This is a genomic window from Bradyrhizobium sp. HKCCYLRH3099, assembly GCF_051167855.1.
In the GTDB taxonomy this organism is placed as follows: Bacteria; Pseudomonadota; Alphaproteobacteria; order Rhizobiales; family Xanthobacteraceae; genus Bradyrhizobium.
Genome location: NZ_JBNPTW010000013.1, coordinates 20,885 through 42,048, shown reverse-complemented (window position 1 = coordinate 42,048; position 21,164 = coordinate 20,885). Strand labels below are relative to the sequence as shown.

Here is a 21,164-nt window from a genome sequence, read left to right as displayed (position 1 = left end):
GTGGCGGTGCTCCAGCCATGACCATCACGGCGCCAAGGGGGATCATCATCGCGGCGCCGCGCTCGGGCGCCGGCAAGACCACGGTGACGCTCGGACTGCTGCGGGCGCTGGCCCGGCGGGGCATGCGGGTGCAGCCGTTCAAATGCGGGCCCGACTACATCGACCTCGCCTTTCACACAGTGGCGGCGCGGCGCACGAGCTTCAATCTCGACGGCTGGGCGATGTCGGCGGCTCAGCTGCAGGGGCTCGTGTCCGCCGTCACCGCAGACGCTGACATCGCCGTCGTCGAGGGCGTCATGGGCCTGTTCGACGGCGCGCCGCAACCCGGCCGGGCGGGCCGGGGCTCGGCCGCTGATATCGCCGCGCTGCTCGGCTGGCCTGTCCTGCTCGTGCTCGACGTGAGCGGACAGACCGAGACGGCCGCGGCCATCGCGCTTGGCTGCGCGAAGTTCCGCGCCGACGTGCAGATTGCCGGCGTCATCCTGAACCGGGTCGCGAGCGAACGGCACCGCGCCCTGATCGATCCCGGCTTCAAGACCATCGGCCTCGATGTGCTCGGCGCGCTGGCCCGCAACGAGACGCTCACGCTGCCGGAGCGCCACCTCGGCCTGGTCCAGGCGCAGGAGATCACGGCGATCGAGAGCCATCTCGACAATCTCGCCGACCAGATCTCCCGATCGGTCGATCTGGACGCATTGTTGGCGCGCGCGCGCATTGGGCATAGCCGCGAGCAGGCCGGCGACGCCGGCTTCGGGATCCGGCCGCCGGGTCAGCGCATCGCGCTGGCCTCCGATGCCGCGTTCTCCTTCAGCTATCCACACCTGTTGCGACATTGGCGCGCTGCGGGCGCCGACATCGTGCCGTTCTCGCCGCTCAACGACGACGCGCCCGATGCGGCCGCCGATGCGGTGTGGCTGCCCGGCGGCTATCCCGAACTCCATGCCGGGCGACTTGCGGCCGCTCAGGCTTTTCTCGCCGGCCTCCGCGCGATGGCGGCGCGTGGTGTGCCGATCCATGGCGAGTGCGGTGGCTATATGACGCTCGGTGCGGGGCTCAAAGATGCAAAGGGTACGCGGCACGCGATGGCCGGATTGCTCGGGCTGGAAACATCGTTCGTCAGCCGCCGGCTCCATCTTGGCTACCGTCATGCCACCTTGCTGGCCGACTGTAGCCTCGGTGTGAAGGGAGCTTCCGTTCACGGTCACGAGTTCCACTACGCGACGATCCTGAGCGAAGCGGACGATCCGCTGATCGCCTGTCGAGACGCCTCGGGCCGAGCGATCGCCGAGCGTGGCTCGCGGCGCGGCTCCGTGACGGGATCGTTTCTGCATGTCCTGAGCGGAGAGGCCGCATGAGCTCTGCCAAGCAGGTGCCGCCGCAATTCGATGCCTCGTTCAGGGCGCGCTTCGCCGAGCTGGTTCGCTGGCGCCGCGACGTGCGCCGCTTCCGCAGCGATGCCGTATCCTCGGAACTGATCCAGCAGCTTCTGACCCTCGCATCCCATGCGCCGTCGGTGGGCTTCTGCCAGCCCTGGCGCTTCGTGCTGGTCGAAAGTGCGCAGCGGCGCGCAGCCGTCATCGCAAATTTTAAGCGCAGCAATGAGGCGGCACTGGCCGGCTATGACGGCGAGCGGCGTGCGCTGTATGCGAGCCTCAAGCTGGAGGGTCTCACACAGGCACCCGTGCATCTCGCGGTCTGTGCCGACGAGGGCGCTGCGACCGGTCATCGTCTCGGCCGCGTCTCGATGCCGGAAACGCTGCGCTATTCGGTGGTCGCGGCGATCCAGACCTTCTGGCTCGCCGCGCGCGCCGAGGGACTCGGTGTCGGCTGGGTGTCGATCGTCGATCCCGCGGCGCTGTGCCGGGATCTCGATTTGCCGCCGGAGTGGAGCCTGATCGCTTATCTCTGTATCGGTTGGCCGCAGGAGGAGCACGACGATCCCGAACTCGACCGTCACGGCTGGGAAACGCGGCTTGCGCCAAGCGTGCTTGCGCCGCTCCGGCGGTAGTCACGAGGCTCCGAGAGAGGCTGCAGGCGGGCGGTTCCGGCGCAGCGGGTCACGGCGATTGAAACCATGAGCCGCTCCGGAGGTTTGTTGACGGGCATCTCATCGGCGGACCTCGCATGGATCAAACATCTCGAAGCTTCAGCCACGGTTTGCGCGCCGTCGCAGAGAATGTCTGGATCGTCGATGCCGGGCGCATCAGCGCGGCCGGTCTGCCGCTCCCGATCCGCATGACCGTGATCCGCCTGTCGAGCGGAGATCTGCTGTTGCATTCGCCCACGCGCTATTCCCTCGCGCTGCGCGAGGAGCTGGAACGGCTCGGTCCGATCAAATATCTGCTCGCTCCGAACGTCGCGCATTGGATGTTCCTGCCGGACTGGCAGGCCGCGCTTCCTCACGTTCGCGTCTATGCGGCGCCCGGTCTTGCCGAGCGTCAGCAGGTGCGGCGCAGCCGCCTGCGCATCGATCGCGAGCTTACCGATGTCACCCCGGACGAATGGTCCGAAGATCTGCAGCTGGTCTTGGTCTCGGCCCCGTTCTTCACCGAGGTCGAAGTATTTCATCGGCCGAGCCGGACCCTGATCCTGACCGATCTCGTGCAGAATCTCGCGCCGGAGAGCTTGGGTCTCCTGTCGCGCCCGGCTGCGAAGCTGCTTGGCATCACGGCACCGGATGGCAAGGCGCCGGCCTATTTGCGGATGCTGTTGCGGCTGGGAGGTCGCGCCGTGCGCCTTGCTGCGGCGCGCCTGATCGCGCTGTCGCCTGAGCGAGTCATCTTCGCGCATGGTCGGTGGTTCGACAGCGGCGGGACGCAGCAACTGCGTCGCTCGCTCGGCTGGCTGATCGATGCCTCGCCGGAGGCGCGACGGCTGATGCGCGATCTGCGAGGAACCCGCGTCGTCGTTACCGGCGCCTCCAGCGGCATCGGCCGGGCAACGGCGCTCGCGCTTGCGCGGGAAGGGGCGAGCATCGTGCTCGCCGCGCGGCGCGAGGACGTGCTGAAGGATGTTGCCGCCGAATGCGAGACGCTCGGCGGACGCGCCCTGGCGGTCGGCACCGATGTGACCGACGCTGAGCAGGTCAAGCGGCTGGCCGAGCAGGCCGTGCAGACCTTCGGCGGCATCGACATCTGGATCAACAATGCCGGGACCGGGGTGTTCGGCGCCTATCAGGATGCCGATATCGCGCTTCACCGCAAGACGATCGAGGTCAATCTCCTTGGCACGATGAACGGCGCCTATGCGGTGCTGCCGATCTTCCTGCGGCAGCGACGGGGCACGTTGATCAACAACATCTCGCTGGGTGGCTGGGCGCCGACGCCGTTCGCAGCGGCCTACACGGCGAGCAAGTTCGGCTTGCGCGGCTTCTCGGCCAGTCTGCGCCAGGAGCTCGCGGCTCACAAGGACATTCACGTCTGCAGCGTGTTCCCTGCGATGGTGGATACGCCCGGCTTCGTTCATGGCGCCAACATGTCCGGCCGCAACCTCGACCCCGGTCCGCTGCTGTATCGGCCCGAGGACGTGGCAGAGACGTTCGTGCAGCTCATTCGCGCGCCGCGCGACGAGATCGCCGTCGGTTGGCCGGCCCGGCTCGGACAGGTCTCCTACGCCTTGGCGCGGCGGCCGACGGAGCGACTGATGAGCTCGGCCTTCCGCTTCCTGCTGTCGCGAGCCCACATGGCGCCGCGCAGTTCCGGAGCCGTGCTGGCTCCGATTGCAGCGGGCACGGCGGTGAGCGGCGGATGGCTCGGTCGCAAGAAGCTGCCGCCTGCGGGCCAGCTCAGCAAGATCGGTCTCGCGGTCGGGCTCGGCGGCCTGGCGTTGGTGATGATTGCACGGGGACGCCGCCCGCGCGCCACGCCGAGTGTCCGCTCGCATCACTGAACCGGAGGCTGCATGCTCGGCAAGCTCGATTGGTCGGCCATTCCGTTCGGCCAGCCCATTCCGCTCGCTGCCGCCGGGCTGGTGCTGGTCGCGATCCTCGGCATCCTCGGCTGGGTGTTCGCGAAGGGATACTTTCCCTATCTCTGGCGCGAATGGATCACCAGCGTCGATCACAAGCGGATCGGCGTCATGTACATCCTGCTGGCGTTCGTGATGCTGCTGCGTGGCGGGACTGATGCGATCATGATGCGGACGCAGCAGGCGGTCGCGTTCCATTCGAACGGCTATCTGCCGCCTGAGCACTACAACCAGATCTTCTCCGCCCACGGCACCATCATGATCTTCTTCGTGGCGATGCCGTTCGTGATCGGACTGATGAATCTGGTGGTGCCTTTGCAGCTCGGCGTCCGTGATGTCGCATTTCCGACGCTCAATTCGGTCGGCTTCTGGCTGACCGCGTCCGGCGCGCTGCTGGTCAATGTCTCGCTCGTGGTCGGCGAATTCGCGCGCACCGGCTGGCTGCCGTTTCCGCCGCTCTCCGAGATGACTTATTCGCCCGGCGTGGGCGTCGACTATTACATCTGGGCGCTGGAAATCTCCGGGATCGGAACGCTGGTCGCCGGCATCAACCTGGTCACGACCGTGCTCAAGCTGCGCACGAGGGGCATGAGCTATCTGCGCATGCCGATGTTCTGCTGGACCACGCTTGCCTCCAATCTTCTGATCGTCGCAGCCTTTCCGATCCTGACGGCGACGCTGACGATGCTTATGCTCGACCGCTATTTCGGTTTCCACTTCTTCACCAACGAGGCCGGCGGCAACATGATGATGTTCATGAACCTGATCTGGGCCTGGGGCCATCCCGAGGTTTACATCCTGGTTCTGCCGGCCTTCGGCATCTATTCCGAGGTCGTCGCTACGTTCTCGAGCAAGTCGCTGTTCGGCTATCGCTCGATGGTGCTGGCGACGATGGCGATCTGCGTCGTCTCCTTCATGGTCTGGCTGCATCATTTCTTCACGATGGGGGCGGGGCCCAACGTGAACGCGATCTTCGGGATCGCCAGCATGATCATCGCGGTGCCCACGGGCGTGAAGATCTACAACTGGCTGTTCACGATGTACGGCGGCCGAGTGCGTTTTACGACCCCCATGCTGTGGTCCATCGGCTTCATGATCACCTTCATGATCGGTGGGCTGACGGGCGTGCTGGTCGCGGTGCCGCCGGCGGATTTTCTGCTGCACAACAGCCTGTTCCTGGTGGCGCATTTCCACAACGTGATCATCGGCGGGGTGCTGTTCGGCGTGTTCGCGGGCATCACCTACTGGTTTCCGAAGGCCTTTGGCTTCCGCCTCTACGAGAGCTGGGGCAAGGCGGCGTTCTGGTTCACGCTGATCGGTTTCTACGTCACGTTCATGCCGCTCTATGTGGTAGGACTGCTCGGCATGACCCGGCGCATGCAGCATTACGACGTCGCCGAATGGCGCCCCTGGCTGGCGGCGGCGACCGTCGGCACGGCGCTGCTCGCGATCGGCGTCATCCTCCAGATCCTCCAGCTCGTGTTCAGCATCCGCGACCGCGAATGGCTGCGCGATACGACCGGCGATCCCTGGGACGGCCGCTCGCTGGAATGGGCCACGTCCTCGCCGCCGCCGGTGTTCAACTTTGCGGTGCTCCCCAATGTGACGGGGCAGGATGCGTATTGGCGGATCAAGGAAAACACCAAGGACCAGCAGCTTCACACCAGGAAGACGGACTATCAGGACATCGAACTGCCGAAAAACTCTCCTACCGGGTTCGTCTGCGCGTTCTTCGCCACGGTCATGGGCTTTGCGCTGATCTGGCACATCTGGTGGATGGTCGCGCTCGGTGCAATGGGGGCGTTCGCGACGTTTGTCGTGTTCGCCTGGCGCGACCACGATGAGTACGTCATCCCGGCGGCCGAGGTGGCACGGATCGATCGGCACCTCATCGAAGCGCGACAGCGGCCGGCAGCAGCGGCCGAAGCGTGAAGAGGTCGTCCCGGTGCGAGCGGGTGGCCGATCGCACCGGGACGTGAACCATCACCAGCGATGGTGCGTGCGGATCACGCCATGGCCATGGCGGTGTCCGAAATGCCGGCCGCCGTGCCAGCCGTGATGATGGCCAAACCCGGGACCGCGGTAGTAGCCATAGCTGTGCCGCCAGGGGCGATGGTGGTTGTAGTAGCCATAGCTGCGATAGACCGGACGCGGGGCATAGCTGTAGCCATAGCCGCCATAATACGGGCGGTAGGAGCTCACCGGGTAGTAGCCGCCGCCGTAGCCGTAATACGGGGAACTCGCGTAGCGATAGCCGCCATAGCCGTAGGACGGGTAGGGCGCGTAGCCGTAGCTCGGTGCGGCGATCGCCGATCCGATCACGGCACCGGCCAGAAGCCCGGCTCCGATCGCCGCACCGCCGCCCCAGCCGCCGTGATGGTGCCAGCCGCGATAGCCGACCTGAACGGCGTGCGATGTCTCAGCCGGCTTTGCTGCCGCGGAGAGCGATGTCAGCGGCGCTGCGGAGGCCGATTGCAGGGTGGACAAAGAGATCGCGCCGGCGATGGCCAGGGTCGCGGCGGCCTTGAAAGTCATCATTCTGATTTCTCCCGTGGTGATGGGTCTTGCTCAATCCGAACGACAGAAGCTTGGTTTCAGTTCTCGCGGCGGACCGATTGTCGCGCCACGTTTGTCGTAGACGCGCCTGCAGCATCCGCCGGACATCTTGCTAGCGGCAGAGGTGACGGCGGCCATCCTTGCCGAGATAGGTGCCCGAGCGCGGGTCGTAGGACCGATAGCGTTGCGAGCAGGCAATCTCCGCGCGGCTCGCCTGCGCGCGGCTGTTGGCGATGGCACTGCCGAGCGTCGCGCTCGCGGCGACGGCGGCGCCCTTGGGTTCGTGATGGGGCCGGTAGCCGTATTGATAGCCGTGACGACGTCCGAGACCGGGGTGCCAGTCATGTCCGCCGCGCCAGTGCCGGTACGCGATGGTCTGAACTCCACCGGTCTCGGCGATTCCGGCTGCCGGGGCCGGATGAGTCGGCAGCATCGGCGCCGCGGTCGCGGATGTTGCGACGGACAGCGCGAGAGTTCCGACGGTCGCTGCGGCCGCAAGTTTTCGCAGGTTCATCTGCGTTGCTCCTTTCTGCGACCGAGATAGGAGAAGCCAGGTTTTGCCACAACGGCCCGCTCTGCGTCACCGCGTCGCCTCAATCGGTGGCACGACGTCGCATCGTTGCCATAAGGTCGCAGCGGCTCGACGAGCCGCTGCGATGTGTTGCTTGCGTCAACGCGGCGGAACGACGCCGTTGGTCGACGGGGTCCGCTCGTTGCGCATGCCGGGCGGGCTCGACGCGCCCTGGCCGCCACGCTCCACGTGGCTCGGACCACCGCCGCCGGCGGAGCTGCCCGAACCGGAGCCGGCGCCCGATGATCCCGCTGCACCGGCACCCGCGCCACCGGCCCCGCCCGAGCCGGCGCCGCCGGCTCCAGATCCGCCAGCGCCTGCTCCGCCGGCGCCAGAACCACCTGCGCCGGATCCGCCGGCGCCCGCTCCGGCACCGCCGGATCCTCCACCTGCGCCGCCGCCCGATCCGCCGCCACCGCCGCCGCCTTGCGCGAAGGCCGCACCGACCGAGCCGGCCGCGATCACGGTCGCGGCGAGCAGCGTGAGAATTGTCTTTCGCATTGTTGCGCTCCTTGAGGTTTCACCAACCACCAATCGAGCGCGTTACACCGCGTTCCTAATTCTCACGGGCGCAAAGGTGCGCCCCAGATCGCCTTCGTTCCGCGACGGAACAACCAGGCGCAACTAATCGATCAATGCGTCGAGCAGCGCGTCCGGACATTCCGCCATCATCGTATGTCCCGCACCCGGCAGCACGATCGTGCGCGACTGCGCGATCGCCGCGGCCAGCGCCTTGCCGGCCTTCACCGGCGTCATCATGTCCTTCTCGCCGAGGATGAGACGCGTCGGCACCGTGATCCTGGCCGCCGCTGCCAGCGCATCCTGATAGTTGTTGCAGGCGGAGAGATCGTTGAACAGCACGCCCGGCGCACAGCGCTCCAGCGTCGCCTGCGCGCCGCCATGCATCCACAGGCCGGGCGCGCGGCTGCCGCCGAGCTCGGCTGCAAAGCCGAGACCCCAGATCGAGACCATGTCGATCGCGCTGTGATCATTGGCTACCGCGGCCTTCAGCAGATCCGGCCCGACGGTCATCGCGGCTGCGGTGCCGATCAGACTCAGCGCCGAGACGCGATCCGGATGGCGCGCGGCGGCGTCGAGCGCGATCAGCGAGCCCATCGAGTGGCCGATCAGATGCGCCGGCTTCGCGTCCACCGCCTGCAACAGCGCGACGATCCAGTCAGCCATCGCGGCGATCGTCGGCAGCGCCGGGCCGGCGGAGCGGCCATGGCCGGGCAGGTCGGGGGCCAGCACGGCAAAGCCGTGATGGGCGAACCAGCGGCTGTGCAGCGCCCAGACCGAATGGTCGAAGCCGGCACCATGCACGAAGACGACGGCGGGGAGGGCGGCATCGAACGCGCGGCCGCCGGTCGCCACGAACACCTCGCGGTCCTGGATGGACAGTTGCATGGCTCACACCTTCTGCGAGGCGCGCAGCGCCTGTCCGAGATCGTCGATGATGTCAGAGGCCGCCTCGATGCCGACCGACAGCCGGATCAGCTCCTCGCCGATTCCCGCCGCCGCGAGCTGCGCCGCGTCCATCTGCTGATGCGTGGTGGAGGCCGGATGAATCACCAGCGTCTTGGCGTCGCCGACATTGGCGAGATGGCTGATCAGCTTCAGGCTCTCGATGAACTTGCGGCCCGCGGGGCGGCCGCCCTTGATGCCGAACGAGACAATCGAGCCGGCGCCGCGCGGCAAGAGCTCCCTGGCGAGCGCGTGGTCCGGATGCGTCTCCAGCGAGGGATGCAGCACCCAGTCGACGGCCTTGTTTGCGGTGAGCGCGGAAAGCACCGCGGCCGTGTTGGCGACATGGCGCTCCATGCGCAGATGCAGGGTCTCGACGCCCTGCAGCAGATGAAAGGCGTTGGTGGGCGACAGGCAGGCGCCGAAATCGCGCAGGCCCTCGGTGCGCGCGCGCATGATGAAGGCGGCGGTTCCGAACTGCTCGTCGAAGACGATGCCGTGATAGCCGGCATAGGGCTCGGTGAGCTGCGGAAACTTGCCCGACGCCCGCCAGTCGAAGCGGCCGCCATCGATGAGGGCGCCGCCGATCGCGATGCCATGGCCGCCGAGCCATTTGGTCGCCGAATGCATCACGATGTCCGCGCCTTGCGCGATCGGCTGGCTGAGATAGGGGGTGGCGAAGGTGTTGTCGATCAGCAGCGGGATGCCGGCGGCGTGCGCGATCGCCGAGACCTTGGGAATATCCAGCACCTCGAGGCCGGGATTGCCCAGCGTCTCGCCGATGACGAGGCGCGTGTTCGGCTTGATCGCGGCGCTGAAGCCATCGAGGTCGCGCGGCTTGACGAAGCTCGTGGTGATGCCGAACCGCGGCAGCGTGTGCGCCAGCAGGTTTATGGTGCCGCCATAGAGCGAGGACGAGGCGACGATGTGGTCGCCGGCATTGAGGATGGTGGCGATCGCCAGATGCAGCGCCGCCTGGCCGCTCGCGGTGCAGACCGCGCCGACGCCGCCTTCCAGCGCCGCAAGGCGCTCCTCGAGCACCGCCGTGGTCGGGTTGGAGATGCGGGTGTAGATGTGGCCGGCGCGTTCGAGATTGAACAGAGCTGCCGCGTGCTCGGTATCGTCGAACACGTAGGATGTGGTCTGATAGATCGGCACCGCACGGGCGCCGGTCGCGGGATCCGGATGCTGGCCCGCATGCAGGCTCAGTGTCTCGAAGGCAGGCGGTTTCGGCGGCGGCATGCGGATCTCGGCTCTCGTCTGACGATGGTCCCGCTTTCTGCCACAGATTTCACCGGGCGTCAGGGGCGGCGCATCACGCCGTCCCTGAACGCGTCGCGTCGTCAGCCGAAGCTCTTCGGGAACAGGCCCGCCGCGGCGATCTCGGCAATGGCGAGTCGCGGGCTCGGCTTCTCGCGGTCCTTGAGCCCGGCCGGAAGCTTCTCGCCGTCGCCCTTGCGTCCCACCGCGATCGCGATCTCCACGGCGAAGCCGTCGGGCACGCCGAGCGCGGTCTGCGCGGCGGCGACGTCGAAGCCGCTCATGCCGTGGGTGGCCCAGCCCGACAACGCGGCCTGGTTGGCGAAGTTGGCCCAGGCGGCGCCGGCATCGAAGGAATGCGTGCGGGTCGGCGCCGGCTCGGTCTTGCCGGCCGGAATGAAGGTTTTCTTGGAGATCACGTAGACCAGCGCGGCGGCGTGCTGCGCCCAGCCGCGGTTGAATTCGATCAGCGGCGCCAGGAAGGTGTCGAATTCAGCCGAGCCGCGCAGCGCGTAGAGGAAGCGCCAGGGCTGTGAATTATAGGAAGAGGGCGCCCAGCGCGCCGCCTCGATGAAGGTAAGCAGCGCGCTCTCCGGCAGCGCCTCGTCGGTGAAGCCGCGCGGCGACCAGCGGTCGACGAAGATGCGATGTGCCGGATGCTCGGTGGTGCGGTCGGTCGGCGCGGGAAGATGGGCAGTCACAGTCGTCTCCTTGCAGTCAGGCCCGCCGTCGGGCTGCGTGCGCCGCTTCGTTGCGGCGCACGGTTCCGTCGCATCTTTGGCTCACGGCGCCTTCGGAGTCCAGATCGCCAGCGCCGAGGTATCGACCTTCGCAGGAAGAACCCGCTCGGCGAGAAAAGCGTCGGCGATCTTCTGCTGCTCCGACAGGCCGGCCGGGGTCACGGCGCCGACCTGGTAGGAGCGGTGGCTGTTGGCCTCCTCGACGGTGGCCGCATCGATCCCCCAGAGCGCGGCGAGCTGGCCCGCCGCCGCGGCCGGATTGGCTTTCACCCATTTGCCGGTCTCGACGAGCTTGCCATAGATGACGTTGAGCGCATCGCCGTGTTTGGCGGCGTAGTCGGCGGAAGCGAGGTAGTAGCGCTTGTAGCTGGCGAGCCCGTCGCTGCCGTCGGCGAGCACGCGCGCGCCGGACTGGCGGATCGTGCTGGTCAGGAACGGATCCCAGGCGACCCAGGCGTCGACATTGTTGCTGACGAAGGCGGTGCGGCCGTCGGCCGGCGGCAGATAGGCCGGCGTGATGTCCTTGATGGACAGGCCCGCCTTGGCGAGCGCCGACAGCAGCAGATAATGACTGCCGGCGCCCTTGGTCACGGCAATCTTCTTGCCCTTGAGGTCGGCGAGAGTCTTCACCGGCGAGGCGGTCGCCACGAGGATCGCCTGTGCCGACGGCGACGCGGCTTCCTCCGCGACATAAGCGAGCTTGGCACCGGCAGCTTGCGCGAACACCGGAACGGTGTCGGCGACATCGGCGCCGACATCGATGCTGCCGATGTTGATGGCCTCCAGCAGCGGCAGGCCGCTGGAGAATTCGTGCCAGGAGATCTTGATGTCGAGCGGCGCCAGCGCCTTCTCCAGCTCGCCATTGGTCTTCAACAGCGCGATCAGGGTCGAGGATTTCTGGTAGCCGATGCGCAGCGTCTCGGCGGCTCCGGCCGGTGTGATCGTGAGCGCGCCGAGCAGGGCCACGCTGGCCGCCAGCAGGGCGCGACGGGCAAGCTGCCATGGCCGCGCGTGCGGAAGCCGGGGAGCGGAAGAGGGGATCATGTGCGGAAATCTCCTGACAGTCATCGATGCGGGTCTGATCGGATCAATCGCAGGATCGTTTATCCCTTGCAATTTTGCAGATCGGCCGGAATGGAGGCGAACATTCTTCATTCGATGCCAATGCGAGAAATCTGTTGCTGTTTCGCATCCCCAGGTAGCCGCTCGCAGCCTCGCGGCGTGCTTGGCGCCCGAGCTATGTCTGCCGTTCGTCCCTCTCGGAAGGAGAGGGCGCAGGGAAGGCCGGGCGTCGACTGACACCCATGGCCCACGTGCAACAAAAAAGCACGCGGCGGTCACCACAGGATCAGCCGGACATCCGGCCTTCCCTGCGCGATGGGCTTACGGCTTATACGCGATCTCCCCGGTGCGCCGGGCTTTCTGGCCACCGTTGCGCATGATGCTTGCGCATCAGCGCGTGATACTAGCGTCGGAGTATCAGGACCACGCGACTTCGCCGTCCGGCTCCCATCGTACGTCGGCGCGCTTGACGCACGCTGCGACGAGAACCGGCCACCGCATCCCACCCAACGCTTCGTGACGTTCGCGACAGCGCCCCTCGATCGGACGGGATGCGCGGATATGATCATGATTTCGGTAAAAAAGAAACAAGAATATTTTTCGCCGCGGGACTGGACAGGGCAAATCAGCTTGAGATTGCTGGGGATTATCGGGTGTTCGCGCATGCGGGTGCGGGAATGCTTGTCATGCCGTCGCCTCCCCACCGCTGCGCAATGCAGTGCCCTCTCCCACGAGCGGCGAGGGCGCAGTCATCGGCGACCGCGTTTGCTGCGGCCAGCGCGTAGGGCGGATTCGCCGAAGGCGTAATCCGCCGCTTTTGTCAGGACAACACGTTTGCTAGAATTCTGTCAGGCGCATTGCGCTCCACTCATCCGCCCTACGAGCTAGTCAAAAAAGCCGACGGAATAGACCATGCGCATCTTCTCGGACTCGATCGGCTTTGATGTGGGAGAAGCTCGGGACCTTCTTAGACAAGGTGAAGAGGAAGGCGCTGTTGCCTATTTGGAGCGGTTCATAGCAAAAGGCTCTATTCTGGCCATGATCGAGATGGCTGAGTATTTGCAAGATAGGGGCGACAGCTCTTCTAGTTTGCGCTGGATGGAAAAGGCCGAACGGACAATCCGCCCCGAGGACTTCGATTCGCTTCTCTATCTTTCGGGAGCTCTTCGGCGCGGACTTGGAGCCGGGACTGCCCGGGAGCGCTATTTTCGAGCTTTCGACTTGAAGGAGCGAGTGGCGGAAGCGGGTCATCTGGCGGCCATTCGGGAAATGATCGTAAACTACGCCCATGGCCTCAATGGTGCCGCAAAGGATCCAGAGCGGGCTATCTATTGGGTGAGGAAAGCTGCTGCGCTCAATGACGAAGAGGCGAAGCAAATTCTTCGCGAAGAAGGGATCTGAAAACGCGTAACCCGGAAAAGCGCGTAGGGCGGATCAGTACGACTGAGTCACAAAATCGCCCTACGAGCTCCCCGCCCTTTGTGGGGAGAGGTCGGATTGCGCAGCAATCCGGATGAGGGGCATGGCACATCCGTAGCCCCGATCGCGAGTCCATCGGACGGGTATGTCGATGTGAGACTTGCTGTGAATGATAGAGAGCAGGCCTCGGAAGGTGAGCCGGGTGCAGAGACGCAGCACCGTCCGCGTGGCTGCCCCTCACCCCAACCCTCTCCCCGTGAAGAACGGGGAGAGGGAGCACACCGCACGAGCCGAAATGGCGTGGATTGCGAGGTAGGAAGACGGCAAACGCGCGTTCCTACCTGGCAAACGATGTCGTTAAGCGGCGCTGCCACATCGGCGGCCTCAGGTGGCCCCGGCGGATGGCGAGGAGGAGAAGGATGACGCCAGCGGTGGTGCAGAACACCAGCGCGACCACCGAATGCTCCATGCCGAACGCGCCGCCGGTCAGCAGCTCCGGTCCTTCGATGGTGGCCTTCAGCAGGCCGGGATCGCTGACGGCGCCGGAGACAACGCCGGAGAAGACCGCCGACTGGAAGTAGTTCCACGCCATATGGAAGCCCATGCAGATCCATAGGCGGCGGGTCACGAGATAGGCCGCGGACAGGAGCAGCCCGGCCTCGATGCTGATGTAGATGGCACCGCCCAGCGTCGCCCCCGGGTTCGTCAGATGAAGGAGCCCGAACGCGAGCGATGAGACCAGGATTCCGACCCAGCTTCCGAACATGTCCTCGACCGATCGGAACAGGACGCCGCGGAACAGCAGCTCTTCGAACACGCCCGACTTGATCGCCATCGAAAGGTTGGGAAGCAGGAACAGCACGGGATTGAATCCCTCGACCTTGTAGATGCCGAGCAGCATCAGGACTGTTGCGCTCGCGGTGTAAAGGCCCGCGCCACACAGCGCGCCGATGGCCCATTCGCGGCCGAGTCCGGGCGTCGAAAGCTCGGTCGCCTCGCGTCGGTCGATGAATGTCTGATAGGCCACGTACACGCCGATCGCAGCAACACCCAGCACGATCTGGATGACCGCGTTCAGCACGGGTGACTCGTGGAATTGCTCGAGACGGGCCTGGGCCCATCCCATGAAGTAGAACAGGGCAGCTCCCAGGACGATGAGGCGGGTCAGCGGAAACTGCAGAATGCGCTGCCAGAGCGGCTGACCGGAAAGGCTGATATCCGTCATGTGAAAAACGTCTCCCCCAGATTTGAACCTGCTCGCTCCAGACGCGCCTCGCGGCGACAATGGCGACGACGTGGTCCGTCGTCTCCGCGCGCATGTCGGTGCTGCCGCACCGGCGTATCATCCCGCCAGATCCAACCGTCTGTCGGGTCTGACGGCCTCTCGGTATCGGTCTTTGCGGTCTTGCTTGGCAGGTGACCGCACGGAGAGCCCCGGCAAGCAGGGTGCCGCATCTTCTCTCTCATTTGATATGAGGCGCAGGGTCATGCCGCAATCCACTTTGCGACGCCGGGCCTGCTGGCGCGGCGTGTTTGCGGACGTTGGCTCGGTCATATGCTGCTTATCAGGCACTGACCCCCGGTGGATCCGCGGGGCGAGCCCGCGCCTGTCGGAGACGCGCCGGTTGCGGGACTACCTGGCCTTACGCCGCCCGGGCTTGTTTGCGGTGGTGAGGTACGCGCTGAACATGTCCGCCATCGCATCGGCATAGGCCGATATCTCGGCGCGGCTGCGGGGCGTCTCCGAGAAGTGCTTGCCGACTTGGGCGAGCGTCGTCTTGATCAAATCGGTGGCGCGCGCCCGCTCAGCCGGCTGGGCGTGTGGCAGCGCCTCGCGCATGAACGCCAGCATGGCGCGGCGGCCGCTCGCCTGGGCGGCTTTCGATTCCGGCGCATCGCGATACAGTGGCGCGGCGTCGTCGAGCGCGCCGCGAATGGCCGCCTCGTCGCATTCCGATTGCAGGAAGGCGTGGACCAGCGCGCGCAGCCGCACGAGCGGTGGACGGCTGGTGTCCTCGAGGAGGCCGGTGAGCAGCGCGGCCGTCTGCCGCCACTCGTCGCTCTGCAGCCGGAACAGGATCGCCGCCTTGTTGGGGAAGTACTGATACAGCGAGCCGACGCTGACGCCGGCCTTTTCGGCGACGCGGGCGGTGGTGAAACGCTGCGCGCCCTCGCTCGTCAAAATCTGAACAGCGGCCTGCAGAATGGCCGACACGAGATCCGCGGAGCGCGCCTGTTGCGGCTGTTTTCTCGCGGCAATCGAGGCTTTTCGAGCTGGCGCCATGACACGTTCCGGAATGCGATTAGCGAACGCGAATGATTAGTCGTATTTTGACGGGGAGGCAAACACCCACGCGAAACACGGAGATGATCATGATCACCCTCACCACCGGGCCCGTGGCGCCGCTGCTGGATCGCCTGCTGGCCGAGGCCGCGCGGCTGCGCCCGGAGACCAGCCCGGTCTTCGCCGGCATGGCCGAGCGCGGCGAAGAGCTGATGCGCAGCAAGTCCGGCCATGTCGAGCTCTACGCGCAACTGAAGGACTTTCCGCTGCCGGTCTCGCGTCACACCGGCACGCTGCTCTACATGCTGGCGCGCAGCTTCGCCGCGAAATCGATCGTCGAATTCGGCACCTCGTTCGGGATCTCGACGTTGTTCCTGGCCGCGGCGTTGCGCGACAATGGCGGCGGCCGGCTGATCACCACCGAGTTCGAAGCATCGAAGGTTGCGCGGGCCCGCGCCAACCTGGCCGAAGGCGGCTTGGCCGACCTTGTCGAGATCCGACAGGGCGATGCGTTGCAGACGCTGCGCGCCGATCTGCCGGAGACCATCGACCTGGTGCTGCTCGACGGCGCCAAGCCGCTGTATGGCGACATCCTTGCGCTGCTCGAGAGCCGGCTCAGCGCGGGCGCGTTCATCGTCGCCGACAACGCCGATTATTGTCCGGAGTATCTCGCTCATGTCCGCTCGCCGGCGAACGGCTATCTCTCGGTGCCGTTCGGCGACGAGGTCGAATTGTCGATGCGGATCGGGTGAGGGCAGGCGCGCATTGCCCGCATCAGCGCCGCGGCCGTGATCATCGGCGGCCGCCGGCGCTGGCGTCCGATCAACTGTGGCCGCGATTGGCAATGCCGATTCTCGAGCCGATCGCCGCGGTGTTCACACCGGTGGGACGAGAGCCTGGAAATGTGCGGCGATGTCGGCGCGGCGCGCGATCCAGACGCGGTCGCCGAGATCGGCGAGCCTGGCGAGAATTGTCTCGACGGCGGCGAACCGCGCCGGCCGGCCGGTGATGCGCAGGTGGAAGCCGATCGTCAGCAGCGAGGACGCGCCACGGCCGGCCTCGGCGAGCAGCGTGCGCAGCGCCGAGGCCACGTAGTTCGAGAAATCTTCGGGCTGCACGAAGCCGTTGGGATGGAAGAACTTCATGTCGTTGGTATCGAAGCCGTAGGGGAGCACGAGCAGCGGCCGGCCTGCCGCGCGGGTCCAATAGGGCAGGTCGTCATCGAGCGCATTGCAGTCATAGGCGAAGCCGAGCTCGGCCAGCAGGTCGCGCGTCCACGGGCTCTGGCTGCCGCGTGTCATGAAGCCCACGGGCCGCACGCCGGTCGCGGATGTGATGATGTCGCGCGTGCGCTCGATGTCGCGGCGCTCGGTGGCCGCGTCGGCATAGAGCGCGTGCGGCAGCCAGCGCCACCCATGCACGGCCGGCTCGTGGCCGCACTCGACCGCGACGCGCGCCAGATCGGGCACCCGCTCGACGGCGCGGCCGCACATCATCAGCGTCGCGCGCATGTCGCGCGCGGTGAAGGCGTCGAGGAAGCGCCACAGACCGACGCGCATCCCGTAATCGAACACCTGCTCCTGAACGAGGTCGCGCGCGCCGGACGGCAGCGTCGGCTGCACCTCGCCGTAGCGTTCGGTCTCGGCGTCCCCCTGTTCGACGGCGAGCTCGGCGCCTTCCTCGAAATTGATCACGAGCGATACCGCAAGGCGGGCGCCGTTGGGCCAGACGATGTCCGGGCGCTGCTGGCCATAGCCGCGGAGATCTCGGATGATGGTCATCTCTCGGGTGTCCCGAAGCTGCGGCTGACGCCGCCGAGCGCCTCGGCGCAGACGAGGCCAATCAGGGTGAGAACCACGATGACGCCGGAGACGGCGGCAACGCGGACGTCGAGGCTGCCTTCGAGGATCGCCCAGAGCTTGATCGGCAGCACCTCGGTGCGCGCGTCCGCCAGGAACAGCGAGATCGGCACGTTGTCGAACGAGGACAGAAACGCAACGAGGCTGCCTGCGACGATGCCGCGGCGGATCAGCGGCAAGGTGATGCGGCGGAAGGTGTACCAGCGGCTGGCCCCGAGGCTGAGCGAGCAGGTGACGAGCACCGGATCTAGCTCCTGGACGGCGGCCCCGACCATGCGGATCACGAACGGCACGCAGACGATGGTGTGGCCGAGCACCAGCGTGGAGAATGACAGCCGGATGCCGATGACATTGAAGACCAGCAGCAGCGACAGGCTGAAGGCCATCGCGGGCAGCACCATCGGCGACATGAACAGCGCGTCGAGCATGCGGGCGATCCGCAGCCTGCTGCGTGCGATGCCCAGCGCGGCGGCGCTGCCGAGCACGGCAGACAGCACCGTGGTGCAAAGCGCGACCTTCAGGCTGGTGAGCGCCGGCGCGAGGATCTCGGGGGAGCGCAGCAGCTCGACATACCAGCGCGTCGACCAGCTCGGTGGCGGAAATTTCAGCGTCATGCCCGAGGTGAGCGAGATGATGAGCACGACGAGGGTCGGGGCGAGCAGCAGCAGCGCGGAGGCGATCGCGATCACGGCGATCGACGCACCATAGATCCGGTCGGTCAGGTCACGCTGCATCGAGGCCTCGCGTCATCCGCCGCGCGGTCGCGCCGATGATTGCGACGACGCCGATCACCGCCGCGGTGAAAGCCAGCGACAGCGCCGCGGCGAACGGCCAGTCCTGAACGCCCATCGACTGCTGATAGATGTAGCTCGGCATCAGGATGATGCGGCCGCCGCCGACCAGTGTCTGCGTGATGAAGGCGGTCGCGGCCGCCGCGAACACCAGCAGGCCGCCCGCGACCGCGCCGGGCAGCGTCAGCGGCAGGATCACGGTGAAGAACACGCGGAAGCGGCCGGCGCCGAGGCCCTCGGCGGCCTTGGCGAGATTGCCGTCGAGCCGCAGCAGGCTGTTGATGATCGGCAGCGCCATCAGCGGCAACTGGATCTGGGTCAGCGCCAACACCAGGCCGCCCCAGCTGTAGAGCAGGCGGGCCGGGCTGTCCCACAGGCCGAGCGACAGCATCGTCGCATTGACGATGCCGTCGCGGCCGAGGATGACGATCCAGGCGAAGGTGCGGACCACGGTGCTGGTCAGCAGCGGCAGCAGGATCAGGAAGGTGAGAACGGTCCGGATCAGCGCGCCGCTGGCGAGGTAGACCAGCGCCAGCGGATAGGCGAGCACGAGCGAGCACAGCGCGACTTCGAGCCCCAGCATCACCGTGTCCGCCAGCACGCGCAGGCTGAACGGATCGGTGACGAAGCGCAGATACTGCACCGGCGACAGCTCGAGGAACTGCGGCGAGCGGTAGCAGCTGATCGCGAGCAGCGCGATCAGCGGCAGGACGAAGGCGCCGAGGAAGATCACAGCCAGCGGCAGCGCCGGCGCGAGTTCGCGGTGCGCAAGGAAGGAGCGCGACATCGGGACGGACGCCTAGATCTTGACGTCCTTGTTGAAGCGCGTGATCCACTCGCCGCGGAGCCCCTGGAACTTGGTCCAGTCCAGCAGCACGTTGCTCGCGATGAGATCGTCGACGCTCTTGGCGACCGACAGATTGGCGCCGGTCAGCGCGACGTTCTTGTTGGTCGGCATCATCACCCAGGGCGCGGCCTCCAGCCCCTTCTGCACCTCCGTCGACATCACGGTGTCGAGATAGTCGAGCACGAGCTTCGGATCCTGGTTGTTCTTCACGATCTGCGCGCTGGAGCGGATGATGACGGCGCCGGATTTCGGCTTGGCGAAGGCGACGTCGACGCCCTTGGCGGCGAGCAGCGCGACATTGTTCCAGTAGTTGAAGGCGATATCGATCTCGCCCTGCTGGAACAGCGCCGCCAGCGCGCCCGGCGAATTGGCGATGGCGCCGACATTGGGCAGCAGCTTCTTCATCGCCTCGAACGCCGGCTCCAGATTGGTCTCCGAGCCGCCGTTGAGCTTGGCGATCTCGACCATGAAGGCGGTGCCGAGGGAGGAGCCCATGCCGGTGATGCCGACGCGGCCCTTGTATTCCGGCTTCCACAGGTCTTCCCAGGAGGTTGGCGGCGTCGCGATCTTCTTCGGATTGTAGGCGATGCCGATCAGCTGCACCGTGACGACGGGGGCGTAGCCGTCGGGGTGACGGAACGCCTGCGGGATCTGCGCGAAGCTCTTCGACGTCTCGGCCGGGAATTTCTCGAGCACGCCGCTATTGATCGCCGGGATCAGCGGTCCCTCGTCGAACAGCACGACGTCGAACGGGGGAGCGTTGCGCGAGGCCTGGATCTTGCCGATCTGGTCGACGCCGAGCAGGGGCGTGAAGGCGACGTCGGCGCCGCTGCTCTTCTGGAAGGCGGGCCCGACGACGGCGCGGAACGCTTCGTCGAAGCTGCCGGGATAGGTGGTGGCGACGATCGAGCTGGCCGCGCGGGCGCGCGACGGCAGCATGAGATGGGGCGCCGCGAGTGCGGCAGCGCCGGTGGCGAGCAGGCGGCGGCGGGACAGGTTCATGGCGGGACTCCTCAGGCTGCAGCGATGGAAGGGGGCGGCGCGTCGAAGACGTGCACCTTGGCGGGGTCGGTGATCGTGAGCCACGCCGGCTGGCCCGGTCGTCCCGCCCAGGCGGCGCGGGACTGGCTGACCTTGATGGCTTCGCCCGCGGCGGTGGTGCATTCGATGACGCTGACCGCGCCAAGCGGCATCGCGACGCGGATCGTCACGGGAATCGCTCCGGGGCCGTCGTGATCGGACAGCGTCAGATTCTCAGGGCGCACCGAGACGGTGACGCCGCCATTGCCCGCGCGGCGCTCGGCCTGCGGCAGCACCAGCGCGCCGCCGGCGGCGAGCGTCACGACACCGGGCCGGTCGCCGAGGCTGCCCTTGAGGAAATTGGCGTGGCCGATGAAGCCGTTCACGAACGGGCTGGCGGGAGCATCATAGAGCGCGTCCGGCGTGTCGATCTGCTCGATGCGGCCCTTGTTGAGCACGACGATGCGATCGGCCATCGACAGCGCCTCCTCCTGATCGTGCGTCACCAGGATCGAGGTGACGCCGCAGCTCTTGAGCAGGCTCTTGATCTCGATCTGCATGTCGAGCCGGAGATTCTTGTCGAGCGCCGAGAACGGCTCGTCGAGCAGCACCAGCACCGGATCGATCGCGAGCGCGCGCGCCAGCGCGACGCGCTGCTGCTGGCCGCCGGACAGTTGGCGCGGGAAGCGGCCGGCGAAGCCCGACATCTGCACGCGCGCCAGCATCTCGCCGACGCGGCGCGTCACCAGCGCGCCGGGCACCTTCCGCGCGCGCAGGCCATAGGCGACGTTCTCGGCGACGGTGAGGTGGGGAAACAGCGCGTAGTTCTGGAACACCATGCCGATGCGCCGCCGATTGGCGGGGGTGTGATCGACCCGCACGCCGTCGAAGCTGACGGCGCCGCGGCTCGGCTGCAGGAAGCCGGCGATGATCTGCAGCAAGGTGGTCTTGCCGCAGCCGGACGGACCGAGCAGGGCGATCAGCTCACCCGGCGCGACGGCGAGATCGATGGTGTCGAGCGCCACCGTCGTACCGAACCGGTGGCCGATGCCGCGGAGCGCCAGCGCACAGCCGCGCGCCTGCGGGGGCGACGTCACATTCTGCATCATCATTGCGGGATCGGGCACGCGCATCTCCATTGCCGGGGGATGTCAGCAAGCGGCGTGCCAGTGATGGCGTTTATTCAAGCTCATGAAAGTGCGGGGGTATTTTTATGGCGCCAAAAATTGGCGCCAATTTATTGGTGAGATTGGTGACAAAACATGCGTCCTGTGGTGCAAGAAGCGGCAGCCGGGATGTTTTCAATTCCGCGCTCATTCGCTAGA

The 21,164-nt window shown here is 66.6% G+C and carries 20 protein-coding genes; 6 read left to right on the top strand and 14 right to left on the bottom strand.

The window, feature by feature from the left end; all coding sequences use genetic code 11:
- Nucleotides 1-17 precede the first annotated feature (17 nt).
- From ACQR1Y_RS22775 to cyoB, 4 genes are all read left to right on the top strand, one after another.
- Entirely contained in the window at nucleotides 18-1,355 is a 1,338-nt protein-coding gene (locus ACQR1Y_RS22775; protein ID WP_434878278.1) for a cobyrinate a,c-diamide synthase, read from the top strand.
- Nucleotides 1,352-2,008 (top strand): 5,6-dimethylbenzimidazole synthase, encoded by a 657-nt coding sequence (gene bluB / locus ACQR1Y_RS22770; RefSeq protein ID WP_434878277.1) that lies wholly within the window; start codon nucleotides 1,352-1,354, stop codon nucleotides 2,006-2,008. Before ACQR1Y_RS22775 ends, bluB begins: the two co-directional genes overlap by 4 nt.
- Nucleotides 2,009-2,124: 116 nt before the next feature.
- Nucleotides 2,125-3,888, top strand: a complete 1,764-nt coding sequence (locus tag ACQR1Y_RS22765) for an SDR family oxidoreductase (protein WP_434878276.1) — start codon at nucleotides 2,125-2,127, stop codon at nucleotides 3,886-3,888.
- A gap of 12 nt (nucleotides 3,889-3,900) precedes the next feature.
- Nucleotides 3,901-5,898, top strand: a complete 1,998-nt coding sequence (cyoB, locus tag ACQR1Y_RS22760; RefSeq protein WP_434878275.1) for a cytochrome o ubiquinol oxidase subunit I — start codon at nucleotides 3,901-3,903, stop codon at nucleotides 5,896-5,898.
- A gap of 51 nt (nucleotides 5,899-5,949) precedes the next feature.
- On the opposite strand, the gene ACQR1Y_RS22755 is transcribed toward cyoB, so the two are convergent.
- The 7 genes from ACQR1Y_RS22755 to ACQR1Y_RS22725 all read right to left on the bottom strand — a co-directional run bounded on the left by ACQR1Y_RS22755 (nucleotide 5,950) and on the right by ACQR1Y_RS22725 (nucleotide 11,601).
- Nucleotides 5,950-6,504 carry a hypothetical protein gene (locus tag ACQR1Y_RS22755; RefSeq protein ID WP_434878274.1) on the bottom strand — a complete coding sequence of 185 codons (555 nt, stop codon included), beginning with the start codon at nucleotides 6,502-6,504 and terminating at the stop codon, nucleotides 5,950-5,952.
- A 130-nt stretch (nucleotides 6,505-6,634) separates the two neighbouring features.
- Nucleotides 6,635-7,036, bottom strand: a complete 402-nt coding sequence (locus ACQR1Y_RS22750) for a BA14K family protein (protein WP_434878273.1) — start codon at nucleotides 7,034-7,036, stop codon at nucleotides 6,635-6,637.
- Between the two features lie 156 nt (nucleotides 7,037-7,192).
- Nucleotides 7,193-7,594: a hypothetical protein gene (locus tag ACQR1Y_RS22745; RefSeq protein WP_434861963.1), complete on the bottom strand. Its 402-nt coding sequence runs from the start codon at nucleotides 7,592-7,594 to the stop codon at nucleotides 7,193-7,195.
- A 123-nt stretch (nucleotides 7,595-7,717) separates the two neighbouring features.
- A complete protein-coding gene (locus ACQR1Y_RS22740) occupies nucleotides 7,718-8,500 on the bottom strand; it encodes an alpha/beta fold hydrolase (protein ID WP_434878272.1) in 783 nt (260 codons plus the stop codon).
- A 3-nt stretch (nucleotides 8,501-8,503) separates the two neighbouring features.
- Complete coding sequence (locus ACQR1Y_RS22735) at nucleotides 8,504-9,799, bottom strand: O-acetylhomoserine aminocarboxypropyltransferase (RefSeq protein ID WP_434878271.1); 1,296 nt, start codon at nucleotides 9,797-9,799, stop codon at nucleotides 8,504-8,506.
- Between the two features lie 101 nt (nucleotides 9,800-9,900).
- A complete protein-coding gene (locus ACQR1Y_RS22730; protein ID WP_434878270.1) occupies nucleotides 9,901-10,518 on the bottom strand; it encodes a nitroreductase family protein in 618 nt (205 codons plus the stop codon).
- Nucleotides 10,519-10,599: 81 nt separating this feature from the next.
- Nucleotides 10,600-11,601 (bottom strand): aliphatic sulfonate ABC transporter substrate-binding protein, encoded by a 1,002-nt coding sequence (locus ACQR1Y_RS22725; protein WP_434878269.1) that lies wholly within the window; start codon nucleotides 11,599-11,601, stop codon nucleotides 10,600-10,602.
- A gap of 930 nt (nucleotides 11,602-12,531) precedes the next feature.
- Between ACQR1Y_RS22725 and ACQR1Y_RS22720 the strand changes: the two genes are divergently transcribed.
- Nucleotides 12,532-13,020: a hypothetical protein gene (locus ACQR1Y_RS22720; RefSeq protein WP_434878268.1), complete on the top strand. Its 489-nt coding sequence runs from the start codon at nucleotides 12,532-12,534 to the stop codon at nucleotides 13,018-13,020.
- A gap of 355 nt (nucleotides 13,021-13,375) precedes the next feature.
- On the opposite strand, the gene ACQR1Y_RS22715 is transcribed toward ACQR1Y_RS22720, so the two are convergent.
- Nucleotides 13,376-14,263: a CPBP family intramembrane glutamic endopeptidase gene (locus ACQR1Y_RS22715; RefSeq protein WP_434878267.1), complete on the bottom strand. Its 888-nt coding sequence runs from the start codon at nucleotides 14,261-14,263 to the stop codon at nucleotides 13,376-13,378.
- A 408-nt stretch (nucleotides 14,264-14,671) separates the two neighbouring features.
- Nucleotides 14,672-15,322 (bottom strand): TetR family transcriptional regulator, encoded by a 651-nt coding sequence (locus ACQR1Y_RS22710; protein ID WP_434878266.1) that lies wholly within the window; start codon nucleotides 15,320-15,322, stop codon nucleotides 14,672-14,674.
- An 89-nt stretch (nucleotides 15,323-15,411) separates the two neighbouring features.
- Between ACQR1Y_RS22710 and ACQR1Y_RS22705 the strand changes: the two genes are divergently transcribed.
- Entirely contained in the window at nucleotides 15,412-16,074 is a 663-nt protein-coding gene (locus ACQR1Y_RS22705; RefSeq protein ID WP_434878265.1) for an O-methyltransferase, read from the top strand.
- 123 nt (nucleotides 16,075-16,197) lie between these two features.
- Here ACQR1Y_RS22705 and ACQR1Y_RS22700 read toward each other — a convergent pair whose 3' ends face one another.
- The 5 genes from ACQR1Y_RS22700 to ACQR1Y_RS22680 are packed head-to-tail and all read right to left on the bottom strand — an operon-like array spanning nucleotide 16,198 to nucleotide 20,945.
- Nucleotides 16,198-17,103: a polysaccharide deacetylase family protein gene (locus ACQR1Y_RS22700; protein ID WP_434878264.1), complete on the bottom strand. Its 906-nt coding sequence runs from the start codon at nucleotides 17,101-17,103 to the stop codon at nucleotides 16,198-16,200.
- Nucleotides 17,100-17,915, bottom strand: coding sequence for an ABC transporter permease (locus tag ACQR1Y_RS22695; RefSeq protein ID WP_434878263.1), 816 nt, complete (start codon nucleotides 17,913-17,915; stop codon nucleotides 17,100-17,102). Before ACQR1Y_RS22695 ends, ACQR1Y_RS22700 begins: the two co-directional genes overlap by 4 nt.
- Nucleotides 17,905-18,759 carry an ABC transporter permease gene (locus ACQR1Y_RS22690; RefSeq protein WP_434878262.1) on the bottom strand — a complete coding sequence of 285 codons (855 nt, stop codon included), beginning with the start codon at nucleotides 18,757-18,759 and terminating at the stop codon, nucleotides 17,905-17,907. The genes ACQR1Y_RS22695 and ACQR1Y_RS22690 overlap by 11 nt, the downstream gene beginning before the upstream one ends.
- Before the next feature lie 12 nt (nucleotides 18,760-18,771).
- Nucleotides 18,772-19,821: an ABC transporter substrate-binding protein gene (locus ACQR1Y_RS22685; protein WP_434878261.1), complete on the bottom strand. Its 1,050-nt coding sequence runs from the start codon at nucleotides 19,819-19,821 to the stop codon at nucleotides 18,772-18,774.
- A gap of 11 nt (nucleotides 19,822-19,832) precedes the next feature.
- On the bottom strand, nucleotides 19,833-20,945 hold the full coding sequence (locus ACQR1Y_RS22680; protein WP_434878390.1) for an ABC transporter ATP-binding protein: 1,113 nt from the start codon (nucleotides 20,943-20,945) through the stop codon (nucleotides 19,833-19,835).
- Nucleotides 20,946-21,164: the final 219 nt, after the last annotated feature.

Bases quoted from the DNA above. Each gene is read 5' to 3' on its own strand.
- ACQR1Y_RS22775 (WP_434878278.1), top strand. From the start codon at position 18: ATGACCATCACGGCGCCAAGGGGGATCATCATCGCGGCGCCGCGCTCG.
- bluB (WP_434878277.1), top strand. From the start codon at position 1,352: ATGAGCTCTGCCAAGCAGGTGCCGCCGCAATTCGATGCCTCGTTCAGG.
- ACQR1Y_RS22765 (WP_434878276.1), top strand. From the start codon at position 2,125: ATGGATCAAACATCTCGAAGCTTCAGCCACGGTTTGCGCGCCGTCGCA.
- cyoB (WP_434878275.1), top strand. From the start codon at position 3,901: ATGCTCGGCAAGCTCGATTGGTCGGCCATTCCGTTCGGCCAGCCCATT.
- ACQR1Y_RS22755 (WP_434878274.1), bottom strand. From the start codon at position 6,504: ATGATGACTTTCAAGGCCGCCGCGACCCTGGCCATCGCCGGCGCGATC.
- ACQR1Y_RS22750 (WP_434878273.1), bottom strand. From the start codon at position 7,036: ATGAACCTGCGAAAACTTGCGGCCGCAGCGACCGTCGGAACTCTCGCG.
- ACQR1Y_RS22745 (WP_434861963.1), bottom strand. From the start codon at position 7,594: ATGCGAAAGACAATTCTCACGCTGCTCGCCGCGACCGTGATCGCGGCC.
- ACQR1Y_RS22740 (WP_434878272.1), bottom strand. From the start codon at position 8,500: ATGCAACTGTCCATCCAGGACCGCGAGGTGTTCGTGGCGACCGGCGGC.
- ACQR1Y_RS22735 (WP_434878271.1), bottom strand. From the start codon at position 9,799: ATGCCGCCGCCGAAACCGCCTGCCTTCGAGACACTGAGCCTGCATGCG.
- ACQR1Y_RS22725 (WP_434878269.1), bottom strand. From the start codon at position 11,601: ATGATCCCCTCTTCCGCTCCCCGGCTTCCGCACGCGCGGCCATGGCAG.
- ACQR1Y_RS22720 (WP_434878268.1), top strand. From the start codon at position 12,532: ATGCGCATCTTCTCGGACTCGATCGGCTTTGATGTGGGAGAAGCTCGG.
- ACQR1Y_RS22715 (WP_434878267.1), bottom strand. From the start codon at position 14,263: ATGACGGATATCAGCCTTTCCGGTCAGCCGCTCTGGCAGCGCATTCTG.
- ACQR1Y_RS22710 (WP_434878266.1), bottom strand. From the start codon at position 15,322: ATGGCGCCAGCTCGAAAAGCCTCGATTGCCGCGAGAAAACAGCCGCAA.
- ACQR1Y_RS22705 (WP_434878265.1), top strand. From the start codon at position 15,412: ATGATCACCCTCACCACCGGGCCCGTGGCGCCGCTGCTGGATCGCCTG.
- ACQR1Y_RS22700 (WP_434878264.1), bottom strand. From the start codon at position 17,103: ATGACCATCATCCGAGATCTCCGCGGCTATGGCCAGCAGCGCCCGGAC.
- ACQR1Y_RS22695 (WP_434878263.1), bottom strand. From the start codon at position 17,915: ATGCAGCGTGACCTGACCGACCGGATCTATGGTGCGTCGATCGCCGTG.
- ACQR1Y_RS22690 (WP_434878262.1), bottom strand. From the start codon at position 18,759: ATGTCGCGCTCCTTCCTTGCGCACCGCGAACTCGCGCCGGCGCTGCCG.
- ACQR1Y_RS22685 (WP_434878261.1), bottom strand. From the start codon at position 19,821: ATGAACCTGTCCCGCCGCCGCCTGCTCGCCACCGGCGCTGCCGCACTC.
- ACQR1Y_RS22680 (WP_434878390.1), bottom strand. From the start codon at position 20,945: ATGCAGAATGTGACGTCGCCCCCGCAGGCGCGCGGCTGTGCGCTGGCG.